Genomic DNA, 25,415 nt, shown 5'->3' with positions numbered 1-25,415 from the left:
ATTTAGGTGCCATACATGAAACCAATTCTTCTTCTTTTGATGCTGAGTCTATCGCTGTTTGCACAGATGAATTTTAGCGATCCTCAACCTAGCTTTGAGGCGCCACGCAAATGGGTGATTAGAATTTCCACCAATGATCTTGAAACAATCAACCATACACTGGATACGGTCAATAACGTCCTCAAAGAGTACCCACCAGAGTCCTTAAAAGTAGCGCTCATTTTTTACGCAAAAGGTGTAAGAGTCATCAAAAAAGATTTTGACGCCAAAACGCTTGCACGCATTAAGTCGTTAACGGCGTATGAAATTGAGCTCATTGCATGTAAAAATACGATGGAAAGCATGAGCTGGCAAACAGGTGATCTTATAGAAGGGGTAAGTTATGTTCAAGCAGGGGTTGCTGAGGTGATAGAACGCGTGAACGGTGGATGGATCGATGTTACACCTTATTGAACTCTTTAGCGCTCCAAACGAGTTTAAAGGTCCTATTCGACCCCGTGTCAAGCACTTGGAGTTGCTCGAAGGACACGGCATCAAAAATGACAAATTTGCTGGCAAAAATGTAGAGCGTTCTGTGATGATAGTGGGAAGTATCGCTTATGACATTGCACAACAACACGGTATCGAGCTAGAGCAAGGCTCTTTGGGCGAAAACATACTCCTAAGCTTCGACCCACATGAATTATCTCTTGGCAAAATGATACAAATTGGGGATGCCAAACTTCAAATAACCGAAAAATGCTCCATCTGCACGCACCTATCAGCATTTGACACAACCCTTCCAACCCTTATATGCGAACATCGTGGAATGTATTGCAAGATTATTCAAAGCGGTATTGTCACAAAAAAATCTAATGTGGTACTGCTTTAGAGTCGCCATTTCTTTTTCTATATCTTTACATGTAAAGATATGGTATGCGTTGAAATGACTTATTGCTTAGAGGGAAGAGTAAAGAAGATGGCTTGAAGAATGGTGGAGCATAGCGGGATCGAACCGCTGACCTCGACGCTGCCAGCGTCGCGCTCTCCCAGCTGAGCTAATGCCCCACATAAAGTGGAAATGAGATTCTAACCAAGCGTAGCTTAAGAAAAGCTCTTACGCGGCGATCTTTTTTGTTTTTTCTGCTTTGATGCTCTCATACGCTTCATGAATCTGTTGAAATTTTGTTGTGGATGCTTTCACACTCGTTTCATCTTCTTGGGCGATGGCATCAGGGTGGAACAGCTTTGCAAGGGTGAGGTATTTTTTGCGAATGGAGGCTAGACTCTCTGTCTTTTTGGCGTTGAGCAAGCCATAAGGATCTATTGGTACCTCTTTGAAAGGGCGAATCAACCTTTTTTTGACAAGTCGAATGGGTTTTTGGGAAGCGTGTAGGAGCTTTTCTAAGAACGAGGCATTGTGAGTTTTGGAGCTAAGGGCACAGGCGTAGTATAACGAGGTTAAAAACGCTTGACGTTGTTCACTGTTTTGAGGCGTCACGAAGTTAATCAGAGTATCATTGACCCAAAAGGATCGACCGAGTATATGCGTCAAAATATGGCTTACATGTAAATAGTGTGAAGAGTTCTCTGCAGCGTGAATGGTAATACTATCCGATTTGAGATGCAGTTTCATGATTCCTCCTTTGCTTAAAGAACCTAAGCAAAATTAATTCCTTATTTAGTACCCTTTCTTCGTCGGTATTAACACTTTTTTAATATTCTTTAAGTTATATTTTCAGGTAAAGCGAATATGACCGTAATGTGACCGTATGACAATTATGGTAGGATACATATCAATAATTAACAAGGAGATGATGTGAGTAAACGAGTCATTTTAGTGGATGATTCCAAGACGATTCTTGCAACAGCGCAGATGGCGCTTGAGGAGATGGTTAACAAAGGAATTATTCAGCTTGCTACGTATCTCAATCCTGCTGAATTACGCGATGCCCTTTTGAGGGGAAGTGAAGATTATGATCTTTTAATCAGTGACATCAACATGGCACAAATGAGTGGACTTGATCTTGCGTCTGAATTAAAAGCCCATGATAAATTTAAAAATCGACCTATTTTAATTTTAACAACAGAAAGTTCTCCTGAGATGAAAGCTCGCGGTAAAGCTATCGGCGTTACAGGCTGGATGGTCAAACCTTTTAGCGATGACAAATTGGTCAAAGCGATTAGCATGGTATTGGGACTATAGCAATGGAGCAAAAAAAACACAACGATAGAACGAGCAATCGTTTCTTGACGTTTTATTTAGAAGAGGAGGTCTATGGGGTGCACATCTCCGATGTGAAAGAGATCATCGCGATGATGAAAACCACTCCAGTGCCTAAAACCCCCAAGTTTATTCAAGGGGTGATGAATTTAAGGGGTAATATTATCCCCGTGGTCGATATGCGTCTTAAATTCGATATGCCTTCCATTCCTGCGCATATGTATACCGCGATTGTTATCATCAAACTTGGGGAAAAGCAGATTGGTTTTATTGTTGACAAGGTGGAAGAGGTCATCAATGTGGAAGAGGAGCATTTAAGCATTCCACCCGAATTTGGTGGTCACATCGATACCAAATTTATTAAAAATATGGCGCAATACAAACAAAAAGTGGTCATGATCTTAGACCTACTCGCTTTGTTTGGTGAAGAGGAACTCACTATGGTACAAAATTTAAGTAAAACAGCCAGCGAAGCGTAAAGGAGAAGTGTCATGAAAAATGCAACATTAGGGTATAGAATTTCACTAGGATTTGGGGTTTTAATCGCCATCGTATTGATTATTGGGTTAACAGGTATTATCTCAATGCGCAGTGCTTCTTCGGATGCGACACGTCTTTCAGCGGTGTATGTGCCAGAAGTCACACTTGCAAGTCAGGTGATGCAAAATTTTAGCAATGCACGCTATAACATTTTGAGTTTTATCTCCATTGATGATGAAGTGGCTTTAAGCAAAGCAAAAACCAATTTTGCAGATCTTCAAGCCAATCTTCTTAAAGTCGAAGAGCTTGGTAAAAAAAACAATCTCAAAAAATTATTGGAACATCAAAAAGCAGCAGCGAAAGCATTGGCAGAGTATGTCACCACAGTAGAGCAAAATGAGAAGATTTTAGTTAAGAAAAAACTATTTGATGAAGCGACTGTCAACAACGCAGCACTGTTTCTTAAAAGCGTTGAGTTGTATCGACAGACACAAGAAGAGCAGCTTTTTAAAGAGATGAATGATCGTATTTCGCCTGCTGAATTAAAACAACGCTACAGTAAACTTGCAAAAATTGATGATGTTCTAAGTATTGGAACCTACTCAAGGGTCTATGGACAACGTGCTCAGGTCAAGAGAGATCCAGCGTTACTTGAAAGTGCGATCAAAAAATTTGATGTTTTGTTTCAAGATGTAAGCGCATTGAAGGCGCAAACAACGGACAGTGTCGCTTTAGGGTATCTTAATGCCATTGAATCTTCAGCTAAAGTGTATGAAGAGTCTTTAAAAGGGTTTGTTGCGGTCATGCAAGAGACGAATGAAGTGCAAAAGAAACGTTTGCAAGTTGTTGGGGAGCTTTCCATCGCGATTGATGCTATTACAGAAGAGGGCTTTAACTCCATTGTCACCATTGCGGAAGAGACCAGTAGTTCACTTTCTACTGCTTCTTTTGCGATGATTGTGGGTGTGATCGTAGGTTTAATCATTAGTATTATTCTTGCATTCTTCTTGATCCGAAGTATTGTAAAAGTGGTCGTTGACTCTGTCAAATCCCTTTCCGAGGGAACGGCTCAGGTGGTAAGCGCGAGTGAGCAAATTAGCTCTGCTTCAGTCTCTTTGGCTGAAGGGGCAAGTTCACAAGCGAGCAGTGTGGAAGAGGTCAGTGCAACCATCGAGGAAGCAACGGCAAGCAATAATCAAAACGCAGACAATAGCCGTGAAGCCAATCTTTTGGCGCAACACTCCAATGACGCTGCACGCATCGGCAATCAACAAGTGGGCGACCTGATGGTGGCGATGGAGAAGATCACCGATTCGTCTCAAAAAATTGCCAAAATCATTAAAACAATCGATGAAATCGCATTCCAAACCAACCTTTTAGCGCTCAATGCAGCCGTAGAAGCGGCGCGTGCAGGTGAGCATGGTCTTGGGTTTGCCGTGGTCGCGGAAGAGGTTAAAAACCTAGCAGAACGCAGTGCGGGAGCGGCGAAAGAGATTACGGGAATTATCGAAGCGAGCATCGATCAAGTGAAGATGGGAACCGAAGTGGCGAACCGTACGAAAGAGTCGTTTACCGAGATATTGACAAGCATTAAAAAGACCTCTGATTTGATTGGTGAGATTGCCATTTCAGCTAAAGAGCAAGCCGAAGGGATGAATCAAATCGCTACAGCAATGGGTTCGGTTGATCAAATCACCCAACAAAATGCTTCAGCGTCTGAAGAGACCGCAGCAGCGGCTGAGGAGCTTAATGCGCAAGCGCTTTCGATGCTGGAGAGTGTGGCGGAGATTGCAGCTCTTGCAGGGTACGATATGGGAAAAGAGGCTTCAAAAGCAGCGTCTCTTAAACGTGCCTCGACTTCAAGCCTTAGTATGCCTCCAAAGCGTTTAGCAATGGCTCCTAAACGAACAAAGTCGACCTTTAGTTCTGCTTCAAAACGCAGTAACGAAGAGGTGTTCCCTTTGGATGAAGATGATTTAAAAGAGTTTTAGTGTTCCCTTTACATGTAAAGCGTCGTGTAAAAGATCTGTGACAAAGGTGTGCAATGTATATAGATGGAGATGTGCTAGAACTGGATATTGAGATGGATTTAGAAGAGGTCAAAACGCTTCAAGAGTTCATCAAAGATCGTTTGGGGTATATTGAGGAGATTGTCTTATTGCGCTCTCGCGATGGCATCCCTTCGACTTCGGCACTTTTCGCGTTGCTTTTTTGGATCAAACGGACCAAACCTTCTCTTAAGATCGATTTTATTGACTCAATGCGTCTTGATCTTGAGTCGTATGGTATGATGAATTGGATAACGCATGAGTAGAGAAAAACTAAGACAAATCTTCATCGAAGAGGCAAACGAGATCATCGAAAAGATGGATGTCGATATTATCAATTATGAAGAATCGCCGAATGATAAAGCACTGCTCAATGAAATTTTCAGAGGTGTCCATACCCTCAAAGGCAGTGCCAATGCGTTTAATTTTGCGCGACTTGGAGAGTTTGTTCACCATTTTGAAGATGTCCTTGACTACTTTAGAAACAGCGATGTAACGCCGAGCAGTGTGGATGTGGACCTTTTTTTAGAGAGTGTCAATGTCATCAAAGAGACACTGCTGTGTGAGGTGGATGAGAGCGAAAAATTGCCTGTGGAGTACACGCCATGCCTCGCAAAGATTCAGCAAATTCTTTTACATGTAAACGACATTAAAGCCCCTGAAGAGAGCTCCAATAATGACCTCTCTTTGGAGTTTGGCAATGATGCTTTTTTTCAAGTTCCCAGCGCAGTCAGTGAAGATTTTTTAGTAGAACTGCGCCCGAATGAAACCCTTTTTAAGATCATTTTGCGCTTTGATGAAGATATTTACCTGCGCGGATTTGACCATTTTTTATACTTCAAAAACCTTTTACATGTAGGGAGAATTTTAGCCTCATTTTGGCGAGTGCCTGAGTATAGTGCTGAAGAACTTTTCGATGTTGAGCGTAACGCTATTCAAGAAGTGACTCTGTATCTCGCGAGTGAAAAAGAGGCTGAAAGCATTGCAGATATTTTTGCTTTTTTAGAAGAGAATGAGTACGTAGTGGAAGAAATCCACGCCAAAGCAGTTGCGCCCCAGAGTGTTGAGGCATCTAAAAGTGTGGTTTTGCCTGAAGAGAAAGAGGAGATCAAACGAAGTACCGTTGTTTCTAAAAACTTCCTCAAGATCGATGCTCTGAAACTGGATGAACTCTTTGATTCTATTGGCGAGCTTGTGATTGCCCAAAATTATCTGGGTGAAAATACGAAAATTAAAGCAATTGCCGATGCTGAGGTGACCAAAACAATTGAAAACCTCTCCAAGATCACGCGCCTCATTCAAAACCGTGTGATGAGTTTGCGGATGATTCCGATTCGTGACACGTTTGATAAGATGAAACGTGTGGTGCGGGACTCTTCTAAAAAGGTCAATAAACCGATTCATCTGATGCTTGAGGGTGAAGAGACCGAGATCGATAAAACGATGGTGGAAGCGCTTTCGGATCCTTTGGTGCATATCATTCGTAATGCCATCGATCATGGCATCGAAAGCAGTGTGGAAGAGCGCCTCAAAGCAGGTAAAAGCGAAGAGGGCATGGTGAACCTTCGCGCTTACCATCGAGGGGGCACTATCATCATTGAAGTGAAAGATGATGGACGAGGCATCAACAAAGCCAAAGTTTATCACAAAGCGCTAGAGCGTGGGCTTGTGTCAAAAGATGAAGAGCTCAGCGATGCCCAAATTTACGCCCTCATCATGCAACCAGGGTTTTCGACTGCCGATGTTATCAGCGACATTTCGGGGCGCGGTGTTGGGCTTGATGTGGTTAAAACAGCCATTGAAGTGGTGCGCGGGAAAGTTGATATTAGCTCAGAAGAGGGAAAAGGAACGACGTTTTCCATCGTTTTACCTCTCACACTTGCGATTATTGATGGAATGATTGTCCGCTCCAACGAGAAGATTTTTATTATCCCAACGCTGTGCATCACCGAGTCTTTTAGACCCAAAGAGACGAGCGTGCACAGTGCAGGCGGCAAAGAGGAATTTGTGCAGTTGCGTTCCGAACTTTTGCCGATTGTGCGCCTTTCTCGTGTGCTTGAATTGGATGATGGCATGCCAAATCCTTGGGAGTGTACGCTGGTTTGCATTGAAAATGCGCGGGGTAAATTTGCACTTTTGGTGGATGAATTGGTGGGCAGACAGCAAGTGGTCATTAAAACATTGGGTGGATTTTTAGCCAAAACAGAGGGAGTCAGTGGAGGTGCTGTGATGGGCAATGGCGAAATAGCGCTCATCTTAAACGTTGAAGAGTTGTACTGATGGTTGAACGGCTCGTTTTAAGGCGTAAAGAGTTTGCGCTTTTACAGGCATACATCTACCAACACATCGGCATTAGTTTAGGCGATCATAAGATTTATCTGGTGCAAGCGAGACTCGCCAAACGGGTCAAGCAATTAGGACTTTCGAGCTTTGGGGCGTATTATGACTATTTAGTCGCCGATAAAAAAAGAGGCGAGCTAGAGTATCTCTCTTCGCTTATTTCGACCAATGTGACCTCGTTTTTTAGAGAAGCAAAACAGTGGGAGTTTTTAAAAAGAGAACTTCCTTCCATTATAGAGCGCTCAGGTGGCAAACTTCGCATCTGGTCTGCAGCGTGCTCAAGTGGCGAAGAGCCATACAGTATTGCGATGTTTCTTATGGAACATCTTCCCAATTATACGCAGTATGATATAAAGATTCTAGCAACCGATGTTTCATCAAAAGTGTTAAAAATAGCGATGAATGGTCTTTACAGTCAAAAAGCCATTCTCTCTTTAAACGAGCTCTATTTGCGCAAATACTTTAGCACGGAAATGGTCGAAGGTGAAGCGTTTTACCGCATTCGTGACGCAGTGAAACAGAGAATTTTGTTTCGAGAATTTAACCTCGTTACGGGGGATTATTCACTTTTTGATGCGAAAGCCCTTAACATTATTTTTTGCCGTAACGTGATGATCTATTTTGACAAATCAACCCAAAGTGCACTTGTGGATCGATTTTACACGATTTTGCCAAAAAATGGGTATCTTTTTATAGGAAGTTCCGAAGCGCTTACGGATATGAAAAAAGATTTTAGATCGAAGAGTGCTTCAATTTATCAAAAGGCTTAATATGAGTATGAAACGAAATTTTGAGGATGTCAGTGATACGGTTTTACTTGAAGAGGTCAAACGACGCTTTGATCAAAAAAACAGTACGCTTGAAGAGATGGAATTTTTAACGAAAAAGCTTTATGTGCTCAATGAAAAACTCAAAGAGCATGATTCCATCAAAGGAGAGTTTCTCTCTTTAATCAAAAATGTCTTTAATAATCCTCTCAGTTCTCTGCTCAATCTCTCTTCGATGATGCGCAAAAATGAGGATTCGCCTAAGACACAGACGATGAAACTTCTTTTGGATATGGAGCTTCGCAAGCTTGATTTTCAGCTCAACAACATTTTCACCGCAGCTGAGATTGAAGCAGGAGAAATCGCCAATTACTGGAGTGAAATTGATTTGCGCTTGATTATCGAAGAAGCAAAAGAGGCGTTTGCGTATCTGATTGAGGAAAAAGAGCTTCACTTTAGCTCAGACATTGAACTGGATCGTTTGATCGTCAGCGATGCCAAAAAACTGCACACCATTTTTGCCAACCTCATTTCCAATGCGTGTGAATACTCTTTTCCAACACACAATGTCAGGATAAGCGCACGGATAGAAGACGATCATCTGCTTATCAGCATCGCCAATACGGGGGATGTTATTATCAAAGATCCTAATAAAGAACTCTTTAGTCGGTTTAAAAAAGTAGGTGTGCATGCGAGCAAAGCAAGGACATCCATCGATGGACTAGGTCTTGGGCTTAGCATCGTCAATGCGCTGGTGGAATCCCTCGACGGAGAGGTGACCTACAGCTCAAACGAGAATTTAACACAGTTTAATCTTTGCCTTAAACTTCAAGATACCTCCAAGGCGGAGGCGTTGATGAGTGAGAGTGCGAATGAATTTATGTTTGACGATACGCAAGAGATGAAAGAGTTTTGATGCTGCCTCGTAAATTTATCCATGTTGGAGAAATTTTTGTGGGCATTAAACCTACCGAGATTGTCACCGTGCTGGGTTCATGCGTGAGTGTGTGCCTGTACGACAAAGTCGAACTCATTGGTGGGATGAATCACTACTTGTTAGCACTGTGGAATGGCAATGGACTGGAGAGTCCAAAATACGGCAATGTCGCGATTCCAAAACTGATTGAAAATATGGAAAATATAGGCTGTCTGCGGCGCAACATGGAGGCGAAAATCTTTGGAGGGGCGAACATTCACCGTACCAATTCGGAAGGTCAACTCATCGGGCAGAAAAATGTTCTGATTGCCAAAGAGATCTTAAGACACTACAGCATCCCCATCAGAGCCGAAGATACGGGTGGCAATAATGGCAGACGGATTATGATGATCAGCGATGCGAATCGCATTATCTTAAAATATGTGCAAAACGAGATCATGGAATGATCCGTGTTTTAATTGTGGATGACAGCGCCACAGCCCGCCACATTTTACGAGAAATCCTAGAGAGCGATGCTAGGCTTAAAGTGGTGGGATTGGCTGCGGATGCGTACATTGCGCGCGATATGATTGTGGAGCTTAAACCTGACGTCATTTGCTTGGATGTTGAGATGCCACGCATGGATGGTGTGACCTTTTTGCAAAAGCTGATGTTGCACTATCCCACCCCCGTCGTCATGGTCTCTTCGCTGACGCGCAACAGTGCCAATACCACTTTGGACGCACTGGAAGCAGGTGCGATCGATTATGTGACAAAACCCCATTCGCATATTTACGATGGTAAAGAGGAGATTAAAGAGGAGTTGATTCAAAAAGTAGTCAATGCCTCGCATGCACGCGTGCAAAAAAAGATTCCCATGATGAAAGTGAACCCGCATCATACGAGCCTTTCGGAGACAACGCATAAAGTGATTGTTATCGGGGCGAGTACGGGTGGAACGGAGGCGCTTAAAGTCGTTCTTGGAGGACTTCCTTCCACTTCGCCTGCGGTTTTAGTGGTACAGCACATGCCCCACAGTTTTTTAGAATCGTTTGCGATGCGGCTGAATCAACTCTGCGTACTGGATGTTAAAATGGCACGTCATGGGGAGTTTTTGCAAACGGGAACCGTGTACATCGCTCAAGGTGGAAAACACATGGTGTTAAGACGCTCAGGGGCGAGTTATTTTATTGAAATTGGACTGGGAGCTAAGGTCAGTGGGCATTGTCCGAGTGTGGATGTGTTGTTTAACTCCGTTTCCAAAGTGGCAGGAAGCAACGCGATTGGCGTGATTTTGACGGGAATGGGAAGTGATGGTGCACGAGGGTTGTTTCACATGCACGAAGCAGGGGCTAAAACCATTGCACAAAATGAAGAGAGTTGCGTGGTGTATGGCATGCCCAAAGAGTCGGTTAAGTTGGGTGGTGTGGATGAGGTTTTACCGCTTCCTGAGATCGCGCATGCTATTGTCAAAATGTTAGTGTAAGGAGAGAAAAATGGCTGCACACCTTTTGGATCAACCTCGCCTCATTTCAGCACTGCTGATCGGAGAAATAGCCTACGATGCCGTGTTTGTTAATGCAGCCAAGAAGCTGTGCGATGCTTTACATGTAAACATTTCTGCGTGCGAAATTGAGACGATGATGGAAGAAAAAAAGATCGATCTGATCTTTGGATCGCTCTCATCGCGTAACGAACATCTCTACCTTCCCGCATTGAAACGTGCCAGAGAACGTGATGCTCATGTGAAAATAATTCTTTTTTTACAAACCGATCAATTGAGTATGTTGGATGAAATTTTAGCGCTTAAATGCGAGCGATATTTGAGTATGAAACATGAAAGTGAGGCTGTGTTGGACCATTTTAAAGAGTGCATCAAAACGTTTTTAGATGATAGCTATCTTGCAGAGCGTCACTATTTTCAAACATTGATTGATTTTTCGATTGTCTCTCAAACGGATCTTGATGGAAATATCACCTATATGAATGATAATTTTTTGAAAGTCACAGGCTATGAACGTGAAGAGTTAATGGGGCAAAATCACCGCATTATTAAACATCCACAAACGGCACCTGAGGTCTTTAGCGACATGTGGAAGACGATCACCCAAGGTGAAGTCTGGCGTGCGCAGATTATCAATCGCAACAAAGATGGCAGTGACTTTTGGGCGGAGACCATTATTATTCCTTTTAAAGAGCAAACGAACGGGAAAATTCTTCAGTATCTTGCCATTCGCCATGACATTACCAACTTTTTACAACAAGAACGCGCAGCGAATGAGATTAGTCGTAAGGCGCAGGAACAAGAGCAGCTTGCCGAAGCCAAAGATGCTTTTTTGGTGCTCTTTACACATGAACTCAAAACGCCCCTCAATGCCATTTTGAACTTTTCGCAATACCTCTATAAACACATGCCCAATATTGATGAAGTGCCAAAAGCCAAGCGTGTTTACCTTTTGGAGCAGATTTATAAAAGTGCCTCTTCGATGCTCGAAAATGTCACCAATATCTTAGATCTTGGAAAACTGCGTCATCAGAAATTACACTACAATTTGACGCTTTTTAATGTCAAAGAGGCTATTTTAGATGTGCTTGAAAAGCATGCTGCCTTGGCAATTGAGCATAAACGCATGCTGTTTTTTCAAAGCGATGAAAGCGGTCCTTTTATTACGAGCGATGAGTACCGTTTTAAACAAATTCTCTCAAACATTCTCTCCAATGCGATTAAATATGGCAATTCGATTGTTGAGGTCTTTTTAGCATCCGATAGTGAAAAAATAGAGATCGTGGTGCAAGACGATGGCAAAGGGATTAAAGATAAAGAAGAGGTGTTTGAACTCTACACTCAAAGTGCGTCAGGAACGGGTGTTATTGAAAAAAAGGGAACGGGCATTGGGCTTCATTTTGTGAAGCTTTTATGCGAAGGATTGAAATTAGAGTATAAAATCGAAGATTCCCCTTTGTTAGGTGGCGCAAAATTTAGTTTAACCAAAAGATTAAAGGAGCAAAAAAATGTATAAAGTGTTGATTGTTGACGATAATGATAATAACAGGCTCACGCTCAATCTTTTGCTTGAAGAGGTGGATGGCATCGAAATCTTTGAAGCTGAAGATGGGCAAGTTGCCGTAGAAATGTGTGTTAAAAACCATTTTGATCTGATTTTTATGGACATTATGATGCCCGTTTTAGATGGTTTTGAGGCGACGCAATTCATTAAACAGGTCAATAAAAAGAGTATGATCATCGCCCTTAGTGCCCTTGATGATGATACCTCAAAAAACAGAATGCTCTCTTTGGGTGCAGAAGATTACCTCACCAAACCGCTGAATGCCGAGCATTTTTTACAACGTATCAGACAGTATTTACGCATTATTGCCTTGCGCAATAAACAGATTCATAAATTCTCAAGTGCTCTGAATCCTTTTAATGCCCATGTGTTTCACCGAAACATTACTTTTCGTATTGATGACGAAGAGGCATTGGCTCAGTTTTGGGACTATTGGCTCAATTGTGAGAAAAATATTATCAATCTAAGTGACTGCGTGCGTCTTATTTATGGCTTTGGTTTATGGCTGTTAAAACATGAATACGAATGCAGTATTGTCATGGAGGAGAGCGAAGAAAAACTCTACATGATGCTTTTACATGTAAAGCCACTAAACGGCAATATCATTAAAAATATTTTGCTCAAACATTTTGCCAATGCCAAGTATATTCTCTCCAATGACATGCTCACGTTCCAGCTGGATAAAGAGATCAAGCGCGATACAACCTCAAGTAGTGTAGAGATGAGTGATGAGACCAAAAAAATCCTCTCTAAAACGCACGATAACGTGCAAAGTGCTGTGGATTATATCAACTCTACGGCGATCTCCTTTCTTTCAAAAATTGATGGTTTAGAGATCATTAATGACGATACCGACAAAGCTATTTTAGTATTTGAAAAAGAGCCCAATAAGCGCAATTTATCGGTTATTTATGAAAATTTCCAAGAGTATGCCGAAATTTTAGCGGAATTGATGGAGTTTGAGCATTTAGGTTTTGCGGTAAGGACGTTGATTGATTTTCTAGGAACGCTCACTGAAGAGCAATTTGATACCGACAAATCCAAACGCCTCTCCGCCATGCTGCTCAATCTTCTGCACGATCTCTCTTCATGGCGAGAAAATGTGTTTATAACCCAAGTGGCACGCGATATTCACTATCTTGACTCATCCCTTTTGAGTTCGTGCATTCAAATAGAAGCCATTTTTGATGAGAAGAGCCTCGATCCAACTCATGATGATGATATAGAGTTCTTTTGAGTTTTATCAAGAGCGCTTGACACGTGTTTAAAGCAAAGCTTTAAACACTACGTTAACACTGGGTACACTTGGGCAGAGTGCCCACGCACCTTTGGTGCTTTGAGTGTTTGCAAAATCAGGTTTGCTCATGCCCCTAAAGAGCATGAGCTGAGCTGTTATTTATTTGGATTGGTGATGGATTTTGTAGGTATTTCGACCTTCTGCTTTGGCAACATAAAGGGCAAGGTCGGCATTTTTGATAAGCTGGTTAAAGTCAACACCATGATTTGGGAAGAGGCTAATGCCAATACTGGTCGTTACATGTAAATCGAAGTTTCGAATGCGAATGGGTTGGGTGATGGCTTGAATCAGCTTGCTAGCGATGTGATTGAGATTGTTCTCTTCGCCAATATCATCGACTAAAATAATAAACTCATCCCCTCCAAAACGCGCAACTGTATCGCTCTTCCTCGTGGCTAACAGCAGCGTTTTTGCTACATGAATCAAAATCATATCGCCCACATCATGTCCGAGTGTGTCATTAATCTCTTTGAAATTATCCAGATCCAAAAAGAGAACACCAAATTTCTTACCGCTGTTTTGGTTGTTTTCGATCAAAAGTTGCATGCGTTGTGTGAGCAAGGTTCGGTTGGCTAAGGACGTTAGGTGGTCATAATGCGCTTGCTTGTAGATGATCTCTTTTTGTTTCAACAGTTTATTTTTAGCCGTTTCAAGTTTGCGAATCGTCGCATTCGCAACCCTGTTAGCATTGGCAAGCTCTTCACTCTCTTTATTGCATTTGGCTTTTTCTTCCATCAAACTGGTTTGGTCGTAAATAAGCACAGTGACCTGCTTTTGCTCGCTATTGTAAGGCATAATCGTGATATCTTGCTGCATAAACTCAAAAATGGATTTCGTTGTGGTGGAGTTTTTCATAGGAAAAAGATAGTGATTTGCATCGGCTGTAAAAAAAGAGGGACCGCCCAGTGTGAGCGCCGCTTTGATATGGCGTTTTAGAGATTTGAGGTGCTCAGGTGAGAGCTCGAACAGATCAAGAAGATTTTTCCCGATGGTCTGTTCAGCGTCAATGTCGCTGTGTACGGCAAACCATTTGTTGACAGAGTAGATCTTAAGATCAGCATCAATCGTTAAAATACCCACATTAATTGAATCAATTATTTTTTCGCAGTTTATCATTGTTAAATCTTATCAATCGTATTTTTGAGATGATCGAGCATTTCGTTATTCAGAAGTATAAACATATGCCCTAAGATATTCTCTTTTTCGATATCAAGGGCAGTTTTGATAACAATGACATTGTCATACCCTTCGATTTTGTCGTATTTGTCCATCTTAGAGATTTCACGTTTTTCGATGGAAGGGACTTTAAAGATCGTCTCGCCATGAATGATCTCACAAAATTTTCCAATACACGCTGAGGTTATGATATTGGTTAGCTCTAAAATAGAGGATTTGATATCGTTTTCTTCGCTCAACTCTTGCTTTAGCAAAAGATTGCAAAACATGCGTGCTGAGTAACGATTAAAGACAAAAAGGACTTCGCCATTAAAAGAGCCTAAAAAGCGTTGCTTTGTCAGGTAAAACTCAGAATCTTCTTCTAAGACTTCGATGATTTTATCATCTAAATTGTGGATGGCAATATTTGAAATATCAGGAATGTGTAGTTTTGCATGGTTGTCGAGCATATCGCCAATTAAAGAGGCAGAGAGTCCAAAAGAGACGTTAATTAGCTCTTTTAAAACATCTTCTTGTTGAGGGTTAAAATAGGATGTTACCATTTAAAATACCAACTTTAGTAAGGTTGTACGAAATTCTTCTTCATCAATAGGTTTTGAGATCAGTGCCGAAGCACCAAGGCTTAAAACTTTCTCTTTCGTGCTTTTTTGACGATCAGCAGAGATCATCACCACCAGTGCATCTTTATTCAGTGTGCGAATACGCTCCAATGCCTCAAAACCATCTAAAACAGGCATCGTAATATCTAAAAAAACGACATCGGGTTGATACTCCGTGTAGAGTGCAATTGCCTCTTCACCATTGCAACCTTCGATGATTTCTGCATTTTCAAGGATCTTTTTTGGAATCATTTCGATAAGCCATTTTCGTGATATTTTTGAATCATCCACGACTAAAAAAATCATTTTGTTCGATAAGCCCATCTCATAATCCTCATAGTGTAATTCTATAACCGAATATAGTACAAAAAATATCTTTAAAAAACTATATAAGATATTTTTTACTCTCCTCTTTACTTGCATAAGGCATCGCATGAAGAACTTTTTCGCCAAGATTCAGTGCGTAGGTTTGCTCTGGAATGGCTTTGGTAAAACTAAGCACCATCCGACACGCAATTGCTTCATCTGATTCGGAAGCATTTTTGGAAAGAAGGGAACTTGGCGCATTCATTTCACCGCTTACATGTAAAAGATTAAACTTGGAATTGTGTAGGGAATCAAGAAAATCGTTCTCGTGTTCATTGCGCCCAATGACCAATTTCGCACCATCAGGAAGCCTAAAATGCCTTCCATTTTTTAGCACGTCAATGTCCTCTTTGGCAAAGGTGTCATGCGCTATGAAGTCTCGCATACGGGCGGTAAATTGCACATCGGTCAACAAACATCCGCCTGCAGGTGTAGGGAAATCTTCCCAGCCAAGCTCTTTGGCAAGGGCAAGTTGTGCATGACGTCCTCTTCCATTAAAGCCTAAAAGCCTGCTTCGATCAACCCACCCTTCACGTTCAGGCTTGGTCTCTTCCATCACTTGTGCGCAGAGTGGACGAAGAATGATGTCTTCATCAATGTCATTGGCGATCTTTTTTACAAGACGTAACGCGTCTTTGTTTTGGCTCATAGGGCGCTGTCCAACCACTTCACCGGTTGCAATAAACGAAGCGCCATAGCGTGGAAGCAGGGATTTTGCGACCGTGAACATAAACCCATGACAGTCGATGCACGGATTGAACTGTTTGCCATAGCCGTGTTTGGGGCTAAAGAGAATTTCTTGAAGAAAATGATCGCGCACATCGATCACTTCGAGTGTTGCCCCTGCGATGGCGGAACGACGTTTGAGTGTTTCATAATGGTCTTCTTTGATACCAAATCCAATGTTAATGTGCAGAGCAATGACTTCAATGCCCTGATCGCTTAAGAGTTTCATCGCGAGCATGCTGTCAAGCCCGCCACTATAGAGTACTAATGCTTTCATACGGAACCAATTCACCTTGTTTTAATTTCATCATTTTTTCTTGTATTTTGCGGATCAAAAACTGCTTTTTATCGTAACTAAGCTCACGCGCGGTTTTGATCTCTTGGAACTTTTCGTTGTAGTAATGGTACAAAAAAGCGACCATCGAAGCAATGAGTGACTTCTCATCGTAAATTTTAATATCTTCCCAAAGCAGAATGCGCCTGAGTTTGGGGTGTTCGAGTTGATTTTCCAAAAGAAGCGAAAATTCTTCGTGATGGGTTTTGAACATGGAACTATCGATGGTATCAAGCACCGTGTCAATCAGATTGGGCTGGCTGAGAATTGTTTTGATGATGGTAAGCTCCAACATATCTTCAAACACACGCTCTTTTTTATCAAGTCTTTGCGGTTTATGGCTTTGGATTTTGACCAAATTGTGATGCAAACCTAGTTTTTCAGAGAGCATGCCTGTGTAGCTCTCTTGAATCGCTTGCGGAAGCGTTTTGAGGTAACTCATCGCTTCAGTTAACGCTTGCTGTTTGGCTAAAGGGTCTTTGAGATTGTACTTTTTGACCATGCGCTCTAGTGCAAACTCGATGAAGGGTTGAGGCGTTCGAAAGAGATGATTGAGCGCGTCCATCAAACCATTTTGCACCATATCGGCAGGGTCCATGCCATTGCCAAAGAGCACAACGCCTCCTTTGACGCCATGCGCACTGAGCAAAAACGAAGCCTTGAGTGCTGCGTTAATGCCCGCATCATCGCCATCGTACGCCACAATTACTTCAGGATCACCCCTCGTGATAAGGGGAATATGCTCGTTCGTAAGGGCGGTTCCAAGCGTTGCAACGGCGTGCGTAAAGCCTGCTTGATGCAGCATGATAACATCAAGATACCCTTCGGTGATGATGATGGATTTTTTCTTATAAATGCTCTCTTTGGCGAGCTGATAACCATAAAGCAGTTGGGATTTGTTAAAGTGCTTGGTTTGCGGCGAATTGACATATTTGGCTGGGTGATTGGAAAGCGTGCGTCCGCCAAACCCAACAAGTCGGTTGCTCGGTGAATAGATGGGAAACGTGACACGCTCGATAAAACGCGCATAAGGCTGATTGTTCTCACCCACGCCTGCGACGCCATACTCTATGCCTTCGCTCATCGCGTAACCTCTGGAGCTTAGAAAATCCAGTGTGGCAAAGGAAGCAGGTGCATAACCGATCTCAAACTTCTCAGCAGAAGCTTCAGAGATGCCTCGTTTTGCAAGATATTCCTTAGCAAAAGGGGTAAAATCGAGCTGTTTGACGTAGAAAAGATTGAGCGTCTCCATCAACTTTCGATCCTCTTTTTTCACCCCTTCATTGGTGGTGTAGGAGAGTGAAAAGTTGACCATGTTGGCGAGTTTTTCGATGGTTTCAGGGTAGGAGAGCTTTTCGTATTCCATCACAAATTTGATGCTATCGCCTCCTGCGCCACAGGCAAAACAGTGGTAAATTTGTTTCGAAGGGCTCACCACAAGGCTTGGGCTGGTGTCGTTGTGAAATGGGCAGACGCACTTGTAGTTCGCGCCATTTTTCTTCAGCTCCAAGTACGAGCCTACGACGTCAACAATATCAAGGCGTTGTTTGAGATTCTCTATGGATGTTTTGTCTATCATGACTAAATTATAGCAAGTTTGGTATAATAGACATCTTTACAAACTTACATGCGAAGGTTTACGTTTTGGATAATTTTTTTATAGCGTACCGTGATCCCCTCTTTGGCGTCATTATCTTGTTTGCGATTGTTTTTGTCATCTCGTTTTCCAACTATTGGTGGGGTGTTTTCAAGAGTAAAGAAGAGAAGCAAAGCATCGATAAATTTGTTAAAAAATTTGAAATTGTCACCGATGAAAACGAGTATAAAAAGCTCCTCGAAGACGCTTCCATTCCTCTCGAATCTCTAGCCCTGCTTGCGCATGCGTATGACAAAGGGGGCGATTATGAAAAAGCGATCAATATCTATCTGGTCACGCTCAAACGCGTTAAAGGCAAAGATGAGAAGCAGTACCTTCTCTCCACGTTGGGCAAGACCTATTTTAAAGCGGGTTTTCTTCGCCGAAGCTCTGAAGTTTTTTTAGAGTCATTGCACCTGCATCCACGCAACGAGGAGTCTTTGAAGTATTTAACCGTTGCTTATGAGCAACTTCAAGAATACACCAAAGCCGAAGAGGTATTGGACTCTTTGGAAGAGTTGGGTGCCAAAGTTGGTGTACAGCGAGCTTACTTAAAAGCGCTGAGCACGATTAAAGACAGTCGCCTCAAAGAGGGCGAAAAAGTTGAAAAACTTCTTGAACTCTCCTCCACAGTGCCTTTTTTAAAGCGAAAATTATTTGAATTCATGCTGGAAACTGGCATCAAAATTGAGCCTTCACTTTTTGAAACCTTGCCATTTCGAGGGATGATGGATCTGTTGTGGTATGTGGATTTTATGGTCTATGACATTCTTACATGTAAAGATCCTCTCGTGCAGCAAATCGCGATGGCACGAGGTCTTACGCCTTATATTGAACCCAAGAACGAAGCGCCGTTTGCGCTCGATGTTTTAGGCAAACTCCACAGTGTGGGGTATACGAAAGCAAGTATTAGTTTTGAGTACCTTTGCTTTGAATGCAAACACGTTTTCCCGATTCATTTTTACAGATGTCCGCACTGCCAAAGCATCGACACTGTAACGATTCAAACCAACCTTATTAAAGCGGATCATGAAGAAAATATCTCTTTTCTGTGATGGCTCCTCCCTCGGAAATCCGGGAGCGGGTGGCTATTGCGCGATTTTACGGTTTGGCACGACCGAGCGCATCGTGAGTGGTGGAATGGCAAACGCTACGAACAATCAGATGGAACTTTTGGCGGTCATCGAAGGCTTAGCGGCGCTTAAAGAGCCGTGTGATGTCACACTTATTAGCGATTCGAGTTATGTGATCAAAGGGATTAACGAGTGGCTGGATGGATGGAAACGCAAAAACTTTGCGAAGGTAAAAAATCCACAAATGTGGCAACGTTACCTCGACGTTTCCAAAATCCATAAGGTGCATGGCATTTGGGTCAGAGGACACGACGGGCACGCCGAGAATGAAATGTGCGATAAAATCGCTAAAGAAGAAGCAACCAAAATTAAATTGATGGAGTCATAATTATGCAAAAAAGATTAGAAGCGATACAGAAGCGCTTGGGTTATCAGTTTAGGGATCAAAACCTGATAATCGAGGCACTGACACACAAAAGTTCCAAACAACCCTACAACAACGAGCGCCTTGAATTTTTAGGCGACGCGGTGCTTGATCTCATCGTGGGTGAGTATCTGTATCACGAATTTACTGAAGTAGCGGAGGGTGAACTCTCAAAACTTCGAGCTTCCTTAGTGAATGAAAAAAGCTTTGAAAAGCTCGCACGTCTGCTGCATTTGGGCGAATACATCTATATCTCCTTAGCCGAAGAGAACAACAACGGACGCGAAAAACCTTCCTTGCTCTCTAACGCATTTGAAGCGATCATCGGCGCACTTTACCTCGAAGCAGGACTTGAAAAGGCGAGGGATTTGGCAGTGGCACTTTTGGAAGAGGCGTACCCTAAAATCGATATGGACGCTATTTTTAGAGACCATAAAACCACACTTCAAGAGCTCACACAAGCCCATTTTGGCATGACGCCAGAGTACCGCTTGGTGCGCTCCTTTGGGCCTGATCATAAAAAAGAGTTTGAAATCGCCGTCTCCGTGAGAGGACGTGACCTCTCTGTTGCGAGTGGCAAAAGCAAAAAAGAGGCGCAACAAAAAGCAGCCATGTTGGCGTTGGAGATTCTGAAAAAGGAAGTTCGATGAATACCTTTGGCAAGCGTTTTTGTTTTACAACCTTTGGTGAGTCGCATGGAAAGGCGATCGGTTGTGTCGTCGATGGCGTACCAGCAGGCTTGGAAATCGATGAGGAATTTATCCAAAGTGAACTCGATCGTCGAAAACCAGGGCAAAATAAATTTGCCACCGCGCGCAAAGAGGGCGATAAAATCGAGATTTTAAGCGGTGTTTTTGAAGGCCTTAGTACGGGCACACCCATAGCGATGGTGATTTTCAACGAAAACCAAAAAAGCGGTGATTATGAGAGTGTCAAAGACCTTTTTCGCCCAGGACATGCCGATTTTACCTATTTTCATAAATACGGTATCCGAGATTACCGCGGTGGCGGACGCAGTAGTGCTAGAGAAACCGCGGCACGTGTGGCGGCAGGTGCGATTGCTAAATTGCTTTTAAATACGTTACATGTAAAGGTTCAAAGCGGCATTTGCGCCATTGGTGGCATTGAAGCGAAAAGCTACGATTTTGCGCGTGTCAGCCAAAGCGAGATTTACGCGCTCGATGCCAGTGTCGAAGAGGCGCAAAAGATGATCATTTTAGAGGCTAAAAATGCGCACGATTCGGTCGGTGGCGTGGCGCTTGTGCAGGTTGTGGGCGCACCTATCGGACTGGGTGAGCCGATTTATTATAAATTAGACGCGCTGTTGGCTGAAGCGATGATGGGGATAAACGGCGTTAAAGGCGTGGAAATCGGTGAAGGGTTTAGCGCTTCAGCACTCAAAGGCTCGCAAAACAACGATGCGATCACAAAAGAGGGCTTTGCAACCAACCACAGCGGTGGTATTTTGGGCGGTATGAGCAATGGCGATGTGATTACATGTAAAGTCTATTTTAAGCCTACACCTTCTATTTTCATCGCCCAAGAGACGATCGATACAAAGGGAAATGCGCTTACATGTAATCTCAAAGGAAGGCACGATCCGTGCATCGCCGTGCGCGGTAGCGTCGTGGCAGAATCGATGGCGGCATTGGTCATTGCCGATCTGCTGCTGTTAAATCTAGGATCGAACATCGACCAGCTCAAACGCGTTTACATGTAAAGGTGTGGCTATGAGAGGTAGCCACATTTTTTAGCTCAACAGTAGAACGACTCGGTAGGTGATAAACGCAAGCACCCATGCGGTGATGAAGGTAAATGCGACTAAGTACACCGTGTATTTGATGCTCTCAGCCTCTTTGGCAAACACAGCGGTTGCGGCAAGGCATGGCAGATAAACCATAACAAAGACGATAAATGCCATCGCAGAAGCAAGACTCATATTGGAAGCAATGACTTCACGAAGTGAGGTGTCCTCTTCTGTCACTTCATCGCCTAAGGAGTAGAGAACGCCCAGCGTTGAGACGATGACCTCTTTGGCCGCCAATCCACTAATCGTAGCAACCCCCATTTTCCAGTCAAATCCAAGCGGTGCAAACGCAGGCTCAATCGCTTTTCCCATGATACCAAGGTAGGTATTTTCCACCAATTTTTCATGTTTTTCATTTTCAAGAGCGGCAATGGTATCTTCGATGGAAGCGGAATCTTGAGTTGTTAGCTCAGCGGTAGCCTCTTCAGTCACTTCTTGTTTTGGTGCTACGGGTTCCATGGAAACCGCTTCATCCAGTTGTGCTTGGAGCGCTTCAATTTTGGTCGTGTACTCCTCTTCGATCAGGCTGTTTTGAGGGTAAGAGCTGATAAACCAGATGAGCATGGACGCCAAAAGAATAAACGTTCCCGCTTTTTTGATGTACATTGCAGACTTAGAATAGACCACAAACCAGAGCAGTTTCAGGCTTGGAAGACGGTATTTTGGCATCTCCATAACAAACGGTTCATCTTCCCCTTTAAACGCCGTTACACGCAAAATCTTCGCCGCGATGAGTCCTAAAAGAGCGCCGATGATGTAGATGGCAAACAGAGCATTTCCTGCCATGCTTTCATCAAAAAAAGCACCTGCAAACAGAACATACACAGGAAGACGTGCGCCACAACTCATAAAACCAATGATGAACATTGTCAGCAATCGATCTTTTTTGTTTTTAAGCGTACGTGCTGCCATATACGCAGGCACAGAACAACCAAAGCCCGTGACAAGGGGAACAAAACTTTTACCGTGAAGCCCAAATTTATGGAAGAAGCCATCAAGTAAAAACGCGGCTCTTGACATGTAGCCTGTCGTTTCTAACAGCGCAATGCCTAAGAAAAGGATCATAATGTTCGGTAAAAACATGATAACGCTTCCCACACCTGCGATGATACCATCAACAATGAGTGATTTCAGCGCTTCATTGGTGATCGATGCTCCAATGGTTTCACCCAACCAGCCAAAGCTCTCTTCGATCCAGCCCATAGGGATTTCACCGAGTGTAAAGGTGAGTTGAAACAGTCCCCACATGAGGAAGATAAAGATAGGAAGCCCGAGAAGTTTATGAATCAAAATCGTGTCGATTTTTTGTGTGAGATTGCGATTTTTAACGTGAGTAACATTCAGAACTTCAGCAGTCAAACCAGTTGAAAATGCGCTGTGTTGGCGGTTGATAACCTCTTCGATCTCCTCGCATTGGCAGTACATGTAAACGTGTCCTAGCGCATTGTTAAGAATCGGTTGAAGCTCAACGTACAGCGGATGTTCGTGCATATACGCATACATCTCTTTTTTCTGCCATAAAAGCCCGACAGCGATTTGGCGGTTTGTGAGTGCATCTTTGCCATGAAAATGTTTGTCATCTAAAAATTTTACGATGGTTTGGAGTTGCTCTTCGACTTCATCGCTGTAGACCATTTTAGGCTCAACGAGGGGATTTTTGCTTACATGTAAAATCTTTTCAACCAAAAGATCGATGTTGGTTTTAGTCTTAGAAGAGACACGGATACATGGAATAGAGAGAATTTTGCTCATGGCATCGGCGTTGATGTGAATGCCTTCTTTGATCGCTTCATCGTCCATGTTGAGTGCAATCACCATCTTTTTTTGAAGCTCCATAAGCTCGGTGGTAAGCATTAAATTGCGCTCTAAGTTCGTAGAGTCAAGCACATTTAAGATCAGGTCGTATTCGGCTGTGAGCAAAAAGTCTTTGGTCACTTTTTCATCCGCGGCAAAATCTTCCAAAGAGTAAAGACCTGGAAGGTCGATAAATTCAATCGCAAAATCCTCAGTACTGAGACGCGCAGTTGCTTTTTCAACCGTCACACCAGCAAAGTTTCCGATTTTCAGATTGGAGCCACTGATGGCATTGGCAAGGTGACTTTTGCCGACATTGGGTTGTCCTACAAGGGCAATAACAATTTTTTTCATTAGGCAACCTCGACTTCGATGAGTTTCGCTTCATCGAAACGAAGGGCAACGGCGCTAAAGCCAAGGGTAATTTTAATCGTGTTTTTTTGAAGGCTTGTCTCGACGACTTCGACCTCTTTGCCTACACCAAGACCTAGGGAAAAGAGGCGTTTTTTCAATGAATGTTGTGCGTGTATATGAGTGATATGCGCTTTTTGATTTTTAGTGATTTGGGATAAATCCATAAGCACTCCTTTCTAAATCCAATTTTATAAGAGCGCATTATATAGACAGTAACCTTACGTCTAAATAAAAACGATTATTAAAATACAATTAGAATAGAACTGCTTTTTCGATGCAGTTATAACGTGAGGTGTCGTTTTAAAACTCGTTAGGACGTATCGTTTTGAGTGTCTCCTCCAAAAGAGATTTTGGAACAAGCCCTAAAAAACGTTTCATCTCTTTGCCATCACTGGAGAAAAAAGCAAACAGAGGCACACCGTAAACACCACCCACGGCTTTGCTAAAATACTCCGTTGATTGCGGATCTGAGATGACTTTAAAGCGAACATCGTGCTGATTTAAAAAGGCAATGTCGTTATCACTGCGTGAACTTCCGCCTAAAATACCAATGATCTCAACCTCTCCTTGAAAGCTTTGCGCCAATTCATTTAAGTACGGAATCGCCTCTTTACACGCACCGCACGTTTTGGAGAAGAAAAAGAGCAGATACGGTTTCTCATACGAGAGCTTTAGACGTGCCTCTTTGGGGGTAAACGTACTTTGAATGGGTTTATTCTCACCAATAACGATGTGATTTTTTTGTGTAAGGTTTTCAGTGCAACCGCTCAAAAATAAGATCAGAAGCCATCCAAAGTAGCGCATTAGAGGTACTTCATAATGATTTTTTGAGCTTCTTTCCATGGCAGTTCTCCATGGATGACCTCTTTTAAAACACCTTGATCGTCAATCAAAAACATAATCGGAACGGAACGCACATTGTAACGTTTCGCCGTAATATCAATATCATCTTTTAAAAGCGGATAGTGAAATTTTGACTGGGCTTCAAACGCGGCAATCTCTTTGTTTTCATTGAGTGAATTGATCGCAACGATGGCTAATGTATCGGGATATTGCTCCTGCAATTGATCTAACAAAGGCATCGCCTCGGTACACGAAGCACACCCGATCATCCAAAAGCGAAGCACAACAACTTTACCAGCGTAATTGGACAGATGAACCGCGTCACCACTCAGGGTTTTTGCCGAGAGTTCAGGTGCTTGTGCGTTCATCTTTGCTTTTTGAGGTACGCCAGTGCAGGCAGTGAAAAGCAGTGTCAAAAAAAGCAGAGCACAAAAAGAGTTACGCATGAGAAGCCTCTTCCATTTTGCCATGACGAAGGTTGATGATGCGATCGGCATAGCGCCCAAGTTCAGGGTTATGGGTGATCAGAATGATCGTTTTGCCTTCTTCGCGTAAACGACAGAAAAGATCGAGGATGACTTTCTCATTTTGCTCATCCAGATTACCTGTTGGTTCATCGGCGAGGAGAATTTCAGGATCATTGATAAGTGAACGCGCGATACACAAACGTTGTTGCTCACCGCCTGAAAGCTCAGAAGGACGATGCGTTAAACGGTGAGCTAATCCCACTTTTGCAAGGGCGGCTTTGGCATCTTCTTCATCCACGCTGCTGTGGTAATACTGCGCTAGCATCACATTTTCAAGCGCACTGAGGTAGGGAATCAGGTGAAATTGTTGAAAGATAAGCCCCACTTTTTCACGTCTGATCACAAGCTTTTGCGCTTCATCCAAAAAGCCTGCATCAACGCCACCTAAAAGGTATTCACCACTGGTTGGAGCATCCATCAACGAGAGAATGTTTAAAAGGGTTGTTTTTCCAGAACCCGATGGTCCCATAATGCTGATCCACTCACCTTTGTGTACGGATAGATTGATGCCCTCTAATGCGATCACGTCGCCAAATTTTTTTTCAATATTTTTAAGTTCTAATACAGGTGTCATTAA

General features: G+C 42.9%; 28 protein-coding genes and 1 tRNA gene. 17 read left to right on the top strand and 12 right to left on the bottom strand.

What is annotated here, in order from left to right; translation table 11 throughout:
- Positions 1–15: 15 nt before the first annotated feature.
- Both SHALO_RS12420 and SHALO_RS12415 read left to right on the top strand, forming a co-directional pair.
- Positions 16–453 carry a DsrE family protein gene (locus SHALO_RS12420; RefSeq protein WP_069478790.1) on the top strand — a complete coding sequence of 146 codons (438 nt, stop codon included), beginning with the start codon at positions 16–18 and terminating at the stop codon, positions 451–453.
- The gene (locus tag SHALO_RS12415; RefSeq protein WP_069478789.1) at positions 437–871 is read left to right on the top strand and encodes an MOSC domain-containing protein; all 435 of its coding nucleotides are present in this window, start codon (positions 437–439) and stop codon (positions 869–871) included. The genes SHALO_RS12420 and SHALO_RS12415 overlap by 17 nt, the downstream gene beginning before the upstream one ends.
- A gap of 100 nt (positions 872–971) precedes the next feature.
- Here SHALO_RS12415 and SHALO_RS12410 read toward each other — a convergent pair.
- Together SHALO_RS12410 and SHALO_RS12405 are read right to left on the bottom strand one after the other, a co-directional pair.
- Positions 972–1,047: transfer RNA gene (locus SHALO_RS12410), tRNA-Ala, on the bottom strand.
- Between the two features lie 49 nt (positions 1,048–1,096).
- Positions 1,097–1,615 (bottom strand): J domain-containing protein, encoded by a 519-nt coding sequence (locus SHALO_RS12405; RefSeq protein WP_069478788.1) that lies wholly within the window; start codon positions 1,613–1,615, stop codon positions 1,097–1,099.
- A 183-nt stretch (positions 1,616–1,798) separates the two neighbouring features.
- On the opposite strand from SHALO_RS12405, the gene SHALO_RS12400 reads away from it, so the two are divergent.
- Genes SHALO_RS12400 through SHALO_RS12350 form a run of 11 tightly spaced genes read left to right on the top strand, consistent with a single transcriptional unit; the run spans position 1,799 to position 13,059 of the window.
- Positions 1,799–2,185 carry a response regulator gene (locus SHALO_RS12400; protein WP_025345811.1) on the top strand — a complete coding sequence of 129 codons (387 nt, stop codon included), beginning with the start codon at positions 1,799–1,801 and terminating at the stop codon, positions 2,183–2,185.
- A gap of 2 nt (positions 2,186–2,187) precedes the next feature.
- On the top strand, positions 2,188–2,682 hold the full coding sequence (locus SHALO_RS12395) for a chemotaxis protein CheW (protein ID WP_069478787.1): 495 nt from the start codon (positions 2,188–2,190) through the stop codon (positions 2,680–2,682).
- 12 nt (positions 2,683–2,694) lie between these two features.
- Positions 2,695–4,674, top strand: coding sequence for a methyl-accepting chemotaxis protein (locus tag SHALO_RS12390; RefSeq protein WP_069478786.1), 1,980 nt, complete (start codon positions 2,695–2,697; stop codon positions 4,672–4,674).
- Positions 4,675–4,727: 53 nt separating this feature from the next.
- Positions 4,728–4,997 carry a hypothetical protein gene (locus SHALO_RS12385; RefSeq protein WP_025345808.1) on the top strand — a complete coding sequence of 90 codons (270 nt, stop codon included), beginning with the start codon at positions 4,728–4,730 and terminating at the stop codon, positions 4,995–4,997.
- On the top strand, positions 4,990–7,011 hold the full coding sequence (locus SHALO_RS12380; RefSeq protein WP_069478785.1) for a chemotaxis protein CheA: 2,022 nt from the start codon (positions 4,990–4,992) through the stop codon (positions 7,009–7,011). Before SHALO_RS12385 ends, SHALO_RS12380 begins: the two co-directional genes overlap by 8 nt.
- Positions 7,011–7,841, top strand: coding sequence for a CheR family methyltransferase (locus SHALO_RS12375; protein ID WP_069478784.1), 831 nt, complete (start codon positions 7,011–7,013; stop codon positions 7,839–7,841). The genes SHALO_RS12380 and SHALO_RS12375 overlap by 1 nt, the downstream gene beginning before the upstream one ends.
- A 7-nt stretch (positions 7,842–7,848) precedes the next feature.
- Positions 7,849–8,754, top strand: coding sequence for a sensor histidine kinase (locus SHALO_RS12370; protein WP_069479420.1), 906 nt, complete (start codon positions 7,849–7,851; stop codon positions 8,752–8,754).
- Positions 8,754–9,221: a chemotaxis protein CheD gene (locus SHALO_RS12365; RefSeq protein WP_025345805.1), complete on the top strand. Its 468-nt coding sequence runs from the start codon at positions 8,754–8,756 to the stop codon at positions 9,219–9,221. The genes SHALO_RS12370 and SHALO_RS12365 overlap by 1 nt, the downstream gene beginning before the upstream one ends.
- Positions 9,218–10,240: a protein-glutamate methylesterase/protein-glutamine glutaminase gene (locus SHALO_RS12360; protein WP_069478783.1), complete on the top strand. Its 1,023-nt coding sequence runs from the start codon at positions 9,218–9,220 to the stop codon at positions 10,238–10,240. Before SHALO_RS12365 ends, SHALO_RS12360 begins: the two co-directional genes overlap by 4 nt.
- A gap of 10 nt (positions 10,241–10,250) precedes the next feature.
- Positions 10,251–11,774: a PAS domain-containing sensor histidine kinase gene (locus SHALO_RS12355; protein ID WP_069478782.1), complete on the top strand. Its 1,524-nt coding sequence runs from the start codon at positions 10,251–10,253 to the stop codon at positions 11,772–11,774.
- On the top strand, positions 11,767–13,059 hold the full coding sequence (locus tag SHALO_RS12350; RefSeq protein ID WP_069478781.1) for a response regulator: 1,293 nt from the start codon (positions 11,767–11,769) through the stop codon (positions 13,057–13,059). Before SHALO_RS12355 ends, SHALO_RS12350 begins: the two co-directional genes overlap by 8 nt.
- A gap of 159 nt (positions 13,060–13,218) precedes the next feature.
- Here SHALO_RS12350 and SHALO_RS12345 read toward each other — a convergent pair whose 3' ends face one another.
- The 5 genes from SHALO_RS12345 to dnaG form a co-directional block, all read right to left on the bottom strand.
- Entirely contained in the window at positions 13,219–14,235 is a 1,017-nt protein-coding gene (locus SHALO_RS12345) for a diguanylate cyclase domain-containing protein (protein WP_069478780.1), read from the bottom strand.
- Between the two features lie 2 nt (positions 14,236–14,237).
- Complete coding sequence (locus SHALO_RS12340) at positions 14,238–14,837, bottom strand: chemotaxis protein CheC (RefSeq protein ID WP_069478779.1); 600 nt, start codon at positions 14,835–14,837, stop codon at positions 14,238–14,240.
- Complete coding sequence (locus tag SHALO_RS12335) at positions 14,838–15,218, bottom strand: response regulator (protein WP_069478778.1); 381 nt, start codon at positions 15,216–15,218, stop codon at positions 14,838–14,840.
- A gap of 61 nt (positions 15,219–15,279) precedes the next feature.
- Positions 15,280–16,263 carry an argininosuccinate synthase domain-containing protein gene (locus tag SHALO_RS12330; RefSeq protein ID WP_069478777.1) on the bottom strand — a complete coding sequence of 328 codons (984 nt, stop codon included), beginning with the start codon at positions 16,261–16,263 and terminating at the stop codon, positions 15,280–15,282.
- A complete protein-coding gene (dnaG, locus tag SHALO_RS12325) occupies positions 16,241–17,899 on the bottom strand; it encodes a DNA primase (protein WP_069478776.1) in 1,659 nt (552 codons plus the stop codon). Before dnaG ends, SHALO_RS12330 begins: the two co-directional genes overlap by 23 nt.
- A 65-nt stretch (positions 17,900–17,964) precedes the next feature.
- Between dnaG and SHALO_RS12320 the strand changes: the two genes are divergently transcribed.
- The 4 genes from SHALO_RS12320 to aroC are packed head-to-tail and all read left to right on the top strand — an operon-like array spanning position 17,965 to position 21,173.
- Positions 17,965–19,011 carry a tetratricopeptide repeat protein gene (locus tag SHALO_RS12320; RefSeq protein WP_069478775.1) on the top strand — a complete coding sequence of 349 codons (1,047 nt, stop codon included), beginning with the start codon at positions 17,965–17,967 and terminating at the stop codon, positions 19,009–19,011.
- Positions 18,986–19,417, top strand: coding sequence for a ribonuclease HI (gene rnhA / locus SHALO_RS12315; protein ID WP_069478774.1), 432 nt, complete (start codon positions 18,986–18,988; stop codon positions 19,415–19,417). The genes SHALO_RS12320 and rnhA overlap by 26 nt, the downstream gene beginning before the upstream one ends.
- A 2-nt stretch (positions 19,418–19,419) precedes the next feature.
- Positions 19,420–20,103: a ribonuclease III gene (gene rnc / locus SHALO_RS12310; RefSeq protein WP_025345794.1), complete on the top strand. Its 684-nt coding sequence runs from the start codon at positions 19,420–19,422 to the stop codon at positions 20,101–20,103.
- Positions 20,100–21,173 (top strand): chorismate synthase, encoded by a 1,074-nt coding sequence (gene aroC / locus SHALO_RS12305; RefSeq protein ID WP_069478773.1) that lies wholly within the window; start codon positions 20,100–20,102, stop codon positions 21,171–21,173. The genes rnc and aroC overlap by 4 nt, the downstream gene beginning before the upstream one ends.
- Positions 21,174–21,203: 30 nt before the next feature.
- On the opposite strand, the gene feoB is transcribed toward aroC, so the two are convergent.
- From feoB to SHALO_RS12280, 5 genes are all read right to left on the bottom strand, one after another.
- A complete protein-coding gene (feoB, locus tag SHALO_RS12300) occupies positions 21,204–23,408 on the bottom strand; it encodes a ferrous iron transport protein B (RefSeq protein ID WP_069478772.1) in 2,205 nt (734 codons plus the stop codon).
- Positions 23,408–23,632 carry a FeoA family protein gene (locus SHALO_RS12295; RefSeq protein ID WP_025345791.1) on the bottom strand — a complete coding sequence of 75 codons (225 nt, stop codon included), beginning with the start codon at positions 23,630–23,632 and terminating at the stop codon, positions 23,408–23,410. Before SHALO_RS12295 ends, feoB begins: the two co-directional genes overlap by 1 nt.
- A gap of 136 nt (positions 23,633–23,768) precedes the next feature.
- Complete coding sequence (locus tag SHALO_RS12290; RefSeq protein ID WP_238585244.1) at positions 23,769–24,311, bottom strand: TlpA family protein disulfide reductase; 543 nt, start codon at positions 24,309–24,311, stop codon at positions 23,769–23,771.
- Complete coding sequence (locus tag SHALO_RS12285) at positions 24,272–24,757, bottom strand: TlpA family protein disulfide reductase (protein ID WP_069478770.1); 486 nt, start codon at positions 24,755–24,757, stop codon at positions 24,272–24,274. Before SHALO_RS12285 ends, SHALO_RS12290 begins: the two co-directional genes overlap by 40 nt.
- Positions 24,750–25,412, bottom strand: a complete 663-nt coding sequence (locus SHALO_RS12280; protein ID WP_069478769.1) for an ABC transporter ATP-binding protein — start codon at positions 25,410–25,412, stop codon at positions 24,750–24,752. Before SHALO_RS12280 ends, SHALO_RS12285 begins: the two co-directional genes overlap by 8 nt.
- Positions 25,413–25,415 lie beyond the last annotated feature (3 nt).

Origin of the sequence: Sulfurospirillum halorespirans DSM 13726, assembly GCF_001723605.1 — a bacterium.
GTDB lineage: Bacteria > Campylobacterota > Campylobacteria > Campylobacterales > Sulfurospirillaceae > Sulfurospirillum > Sulfurospirillum halorespirans.
The sequence above is the reverse complement of the archived record's forward strand: the minus strand, read 5'-3'. Positions and strand labels throughout refer to the sequence as shown.

What these genes read in the sequence shown, in the direction of transcription:
- SHALO_RS12420 (WP_069478790.1), top strand. Translation starts at nt 16, where the DNA reads ATGAAACCAATTCTTCTTCTTTTGATGCTGAGTCTATCGCTGTTTGCA.
- SHALO_RS12415 (WP_069478789.1), top strand. Translation starts at nt 437, where the DNA reads ATGTTACACCTTATTGAACTCTTTAGCGCTCCAAACGAGTTTAAAGGT.
- SHALO_RS12405 (WP_069478788.1), bottom strand. Translation starts at nt 1,615, where the DNA reads ATGAAACTGCATCTCAAATCGGATAGTATTACCATTCACGCTGCAGAG.
- SHALO_RS12395 (WP_069478787.1), top strand. Translation starts at nt 2,188, where the DNA reads ATGGAGCAAAAAAAACACAACGATAGAACGAGCAATCGTTTCTTGACG.
- SHALO_RS12390 (WP_069478786.1), top strand. Translation starts at nt 2,695, where the DNA reads ATGAAAAATGCAACATTAGGGTATAGAATTTCACTAGGATTTGGGGTT.
- SHALO_RS12385 (WP_025345808.1), top strand. Translation starts at nt 4,728, where the DNA reads ATGTATATAGATGGAGATGTGCTAGAACTGGATATTGAGATGGATTTA.
- SHALO_RS12380 (WP_069478785.1), top strand. Translation starts at nt 4,990, where the DNA reads ATGAGTAGAGAAAAACTAAGACAAATCTTCATCGAAGAGGCAAACGAG.
- SHALO_RS12375 (WP_069478784.1), top strand. Translation starts at nt 7,011, where the DNA reads ATGGTTGAACGGCTCGTTTTAAGGCGTAAAGAGTTTGCGCTTTTACAG.
- SHALO_RS12370 (WP_069479420.1), top strand. Translation starts at nt 7,849, where the DNA reads ATGAAACGAAATTTTGAGGATGTCAGTGATACGGTTTTACTTGAAGAG.
- SHALO_RS12365 (WP_025345805.1), top strand. Translation starts at nt 8,754, where the DNA reads ATGCTGCCTCGTAAATTTATCCATGTTGGAGAAATTTTTGTGGGCATT.
- SHALO_RS12360 (WP_069478783.1), top strand. Translation starts at nt 9,218, where the DNA reads ATGATCCGTGTTTTAATTGTGGATGACAGCGCCACAGCCCGCCACATT.
- SHALO_RS12355 (WP_069478782.1), top strand. Translation starts at nt 10,251, where the DNA reads ATGGCTGCACACCTTTTGGATCAACCTCGCCTCATTTCAGCACTGCTG.
- SHALO_RS12350 (WP_069478781.1), top strand. Translation starts at nt 11,767, where the DNA reads ATGTATAAAGTGTTGATTGTTGACGATAATGATAATAACAGGCTCACG.
- SHALO_RS12345 (WP_069478780.1), bottom strand. Translation starts at nt 14,235, where the DNA reads ATGATAAACTGCGAAAAAATAATTGATTCAATTAATGTGGGTATTTTA.
- SHALO_RS12340 (WP_069478779.1), bottom strand. Translation starts at nt 14,837, where the DNA reads ATGGTAACATCCTATTTTAACCCTCAACAAGAAGATGTTTTAAAAGAG.
- SHALO_RS12335 (WP_069478778.1), bottom strand. Translation starts at nt 15,218, where the DNA reads ATGGGCTTATCGAACAAAATGATTTTTTTAGTCGTGGATGATTCAAAA.
- SHALO_RS12330 (WP_069478777.1), bottom strand. Translation starts at nt 16,263, where the DNA reads ATGAAAGCATTAGTACTCTATAGTGGCGGGCTTGACAGCATGCTCGCG.
- dnaG (WP_069478776.1), bottom strand. Translation starts at nt 17,899, where the DNA reads ATGATAGACAAAACATCCATAGAGAATCTCAAACAACGCCTTGATATT.
- rnhA (WP_069478774.1), top strand. Translation starts at nt 18,986, where the DNA reads ATGAAGAAAATATCTCTTTTCTGTGATGGCTCCTCCCTCGGAAATCCG.
- rnc (WP_025345794.1), top strand. Translation starts at nt 19,420, where the DNA reads ATGCAAAAAAGATTAGAAGCGATACAGAAGCGCTTGGGTTATCAGTTT.
- aroC (WP_069478773.1), top strand. Translation starts at nt 20,100, where the DNA reads ATGAATACCTTTGGCAAGCGTTTTTGTTTTACAACCTTTGGTGAGTCG.
- feoB (WP_069478772.1), bottom strand. Translation starts at nt 23,408, where the DNA reads ATGAAAAAAATTGTTATTGCCCTTGTAGGACAACCCAATGTCGGCAAA.
- SHALO_RS12295 (WP_025345791.1), bottom strand. Translation starts at nt 23,632, where the DNA reads ATGGATTTATCCCAAATCACTAAAAATCAAAAAGCGCATATCACTCAT.
- SHALO_RS12290 (WP_238585244.1), bottom strand. Translation starts at nt 24,311, where the DNA reads ATGGAAAGAAGCTCAAAAAATCATTATGAAGTACCTCTAATGCGCTAC.
- SHALO_RS12285 (WP_069478770.1), bottom strand. Translation starts at nt 24,757, where the DNA reads ATGCGTAACTCTTTTTGTGCTCTGCTTTTTTTGACACTGCTTTTCACT.
- SHALO_RS12280 (WP_069478769.1), bottom strand. Translation starts at nt 25,412, where the DNA reads ATGACACCTGTATTAGAACTTAAAAATATTGAAAAAAAATTTGGCGAC.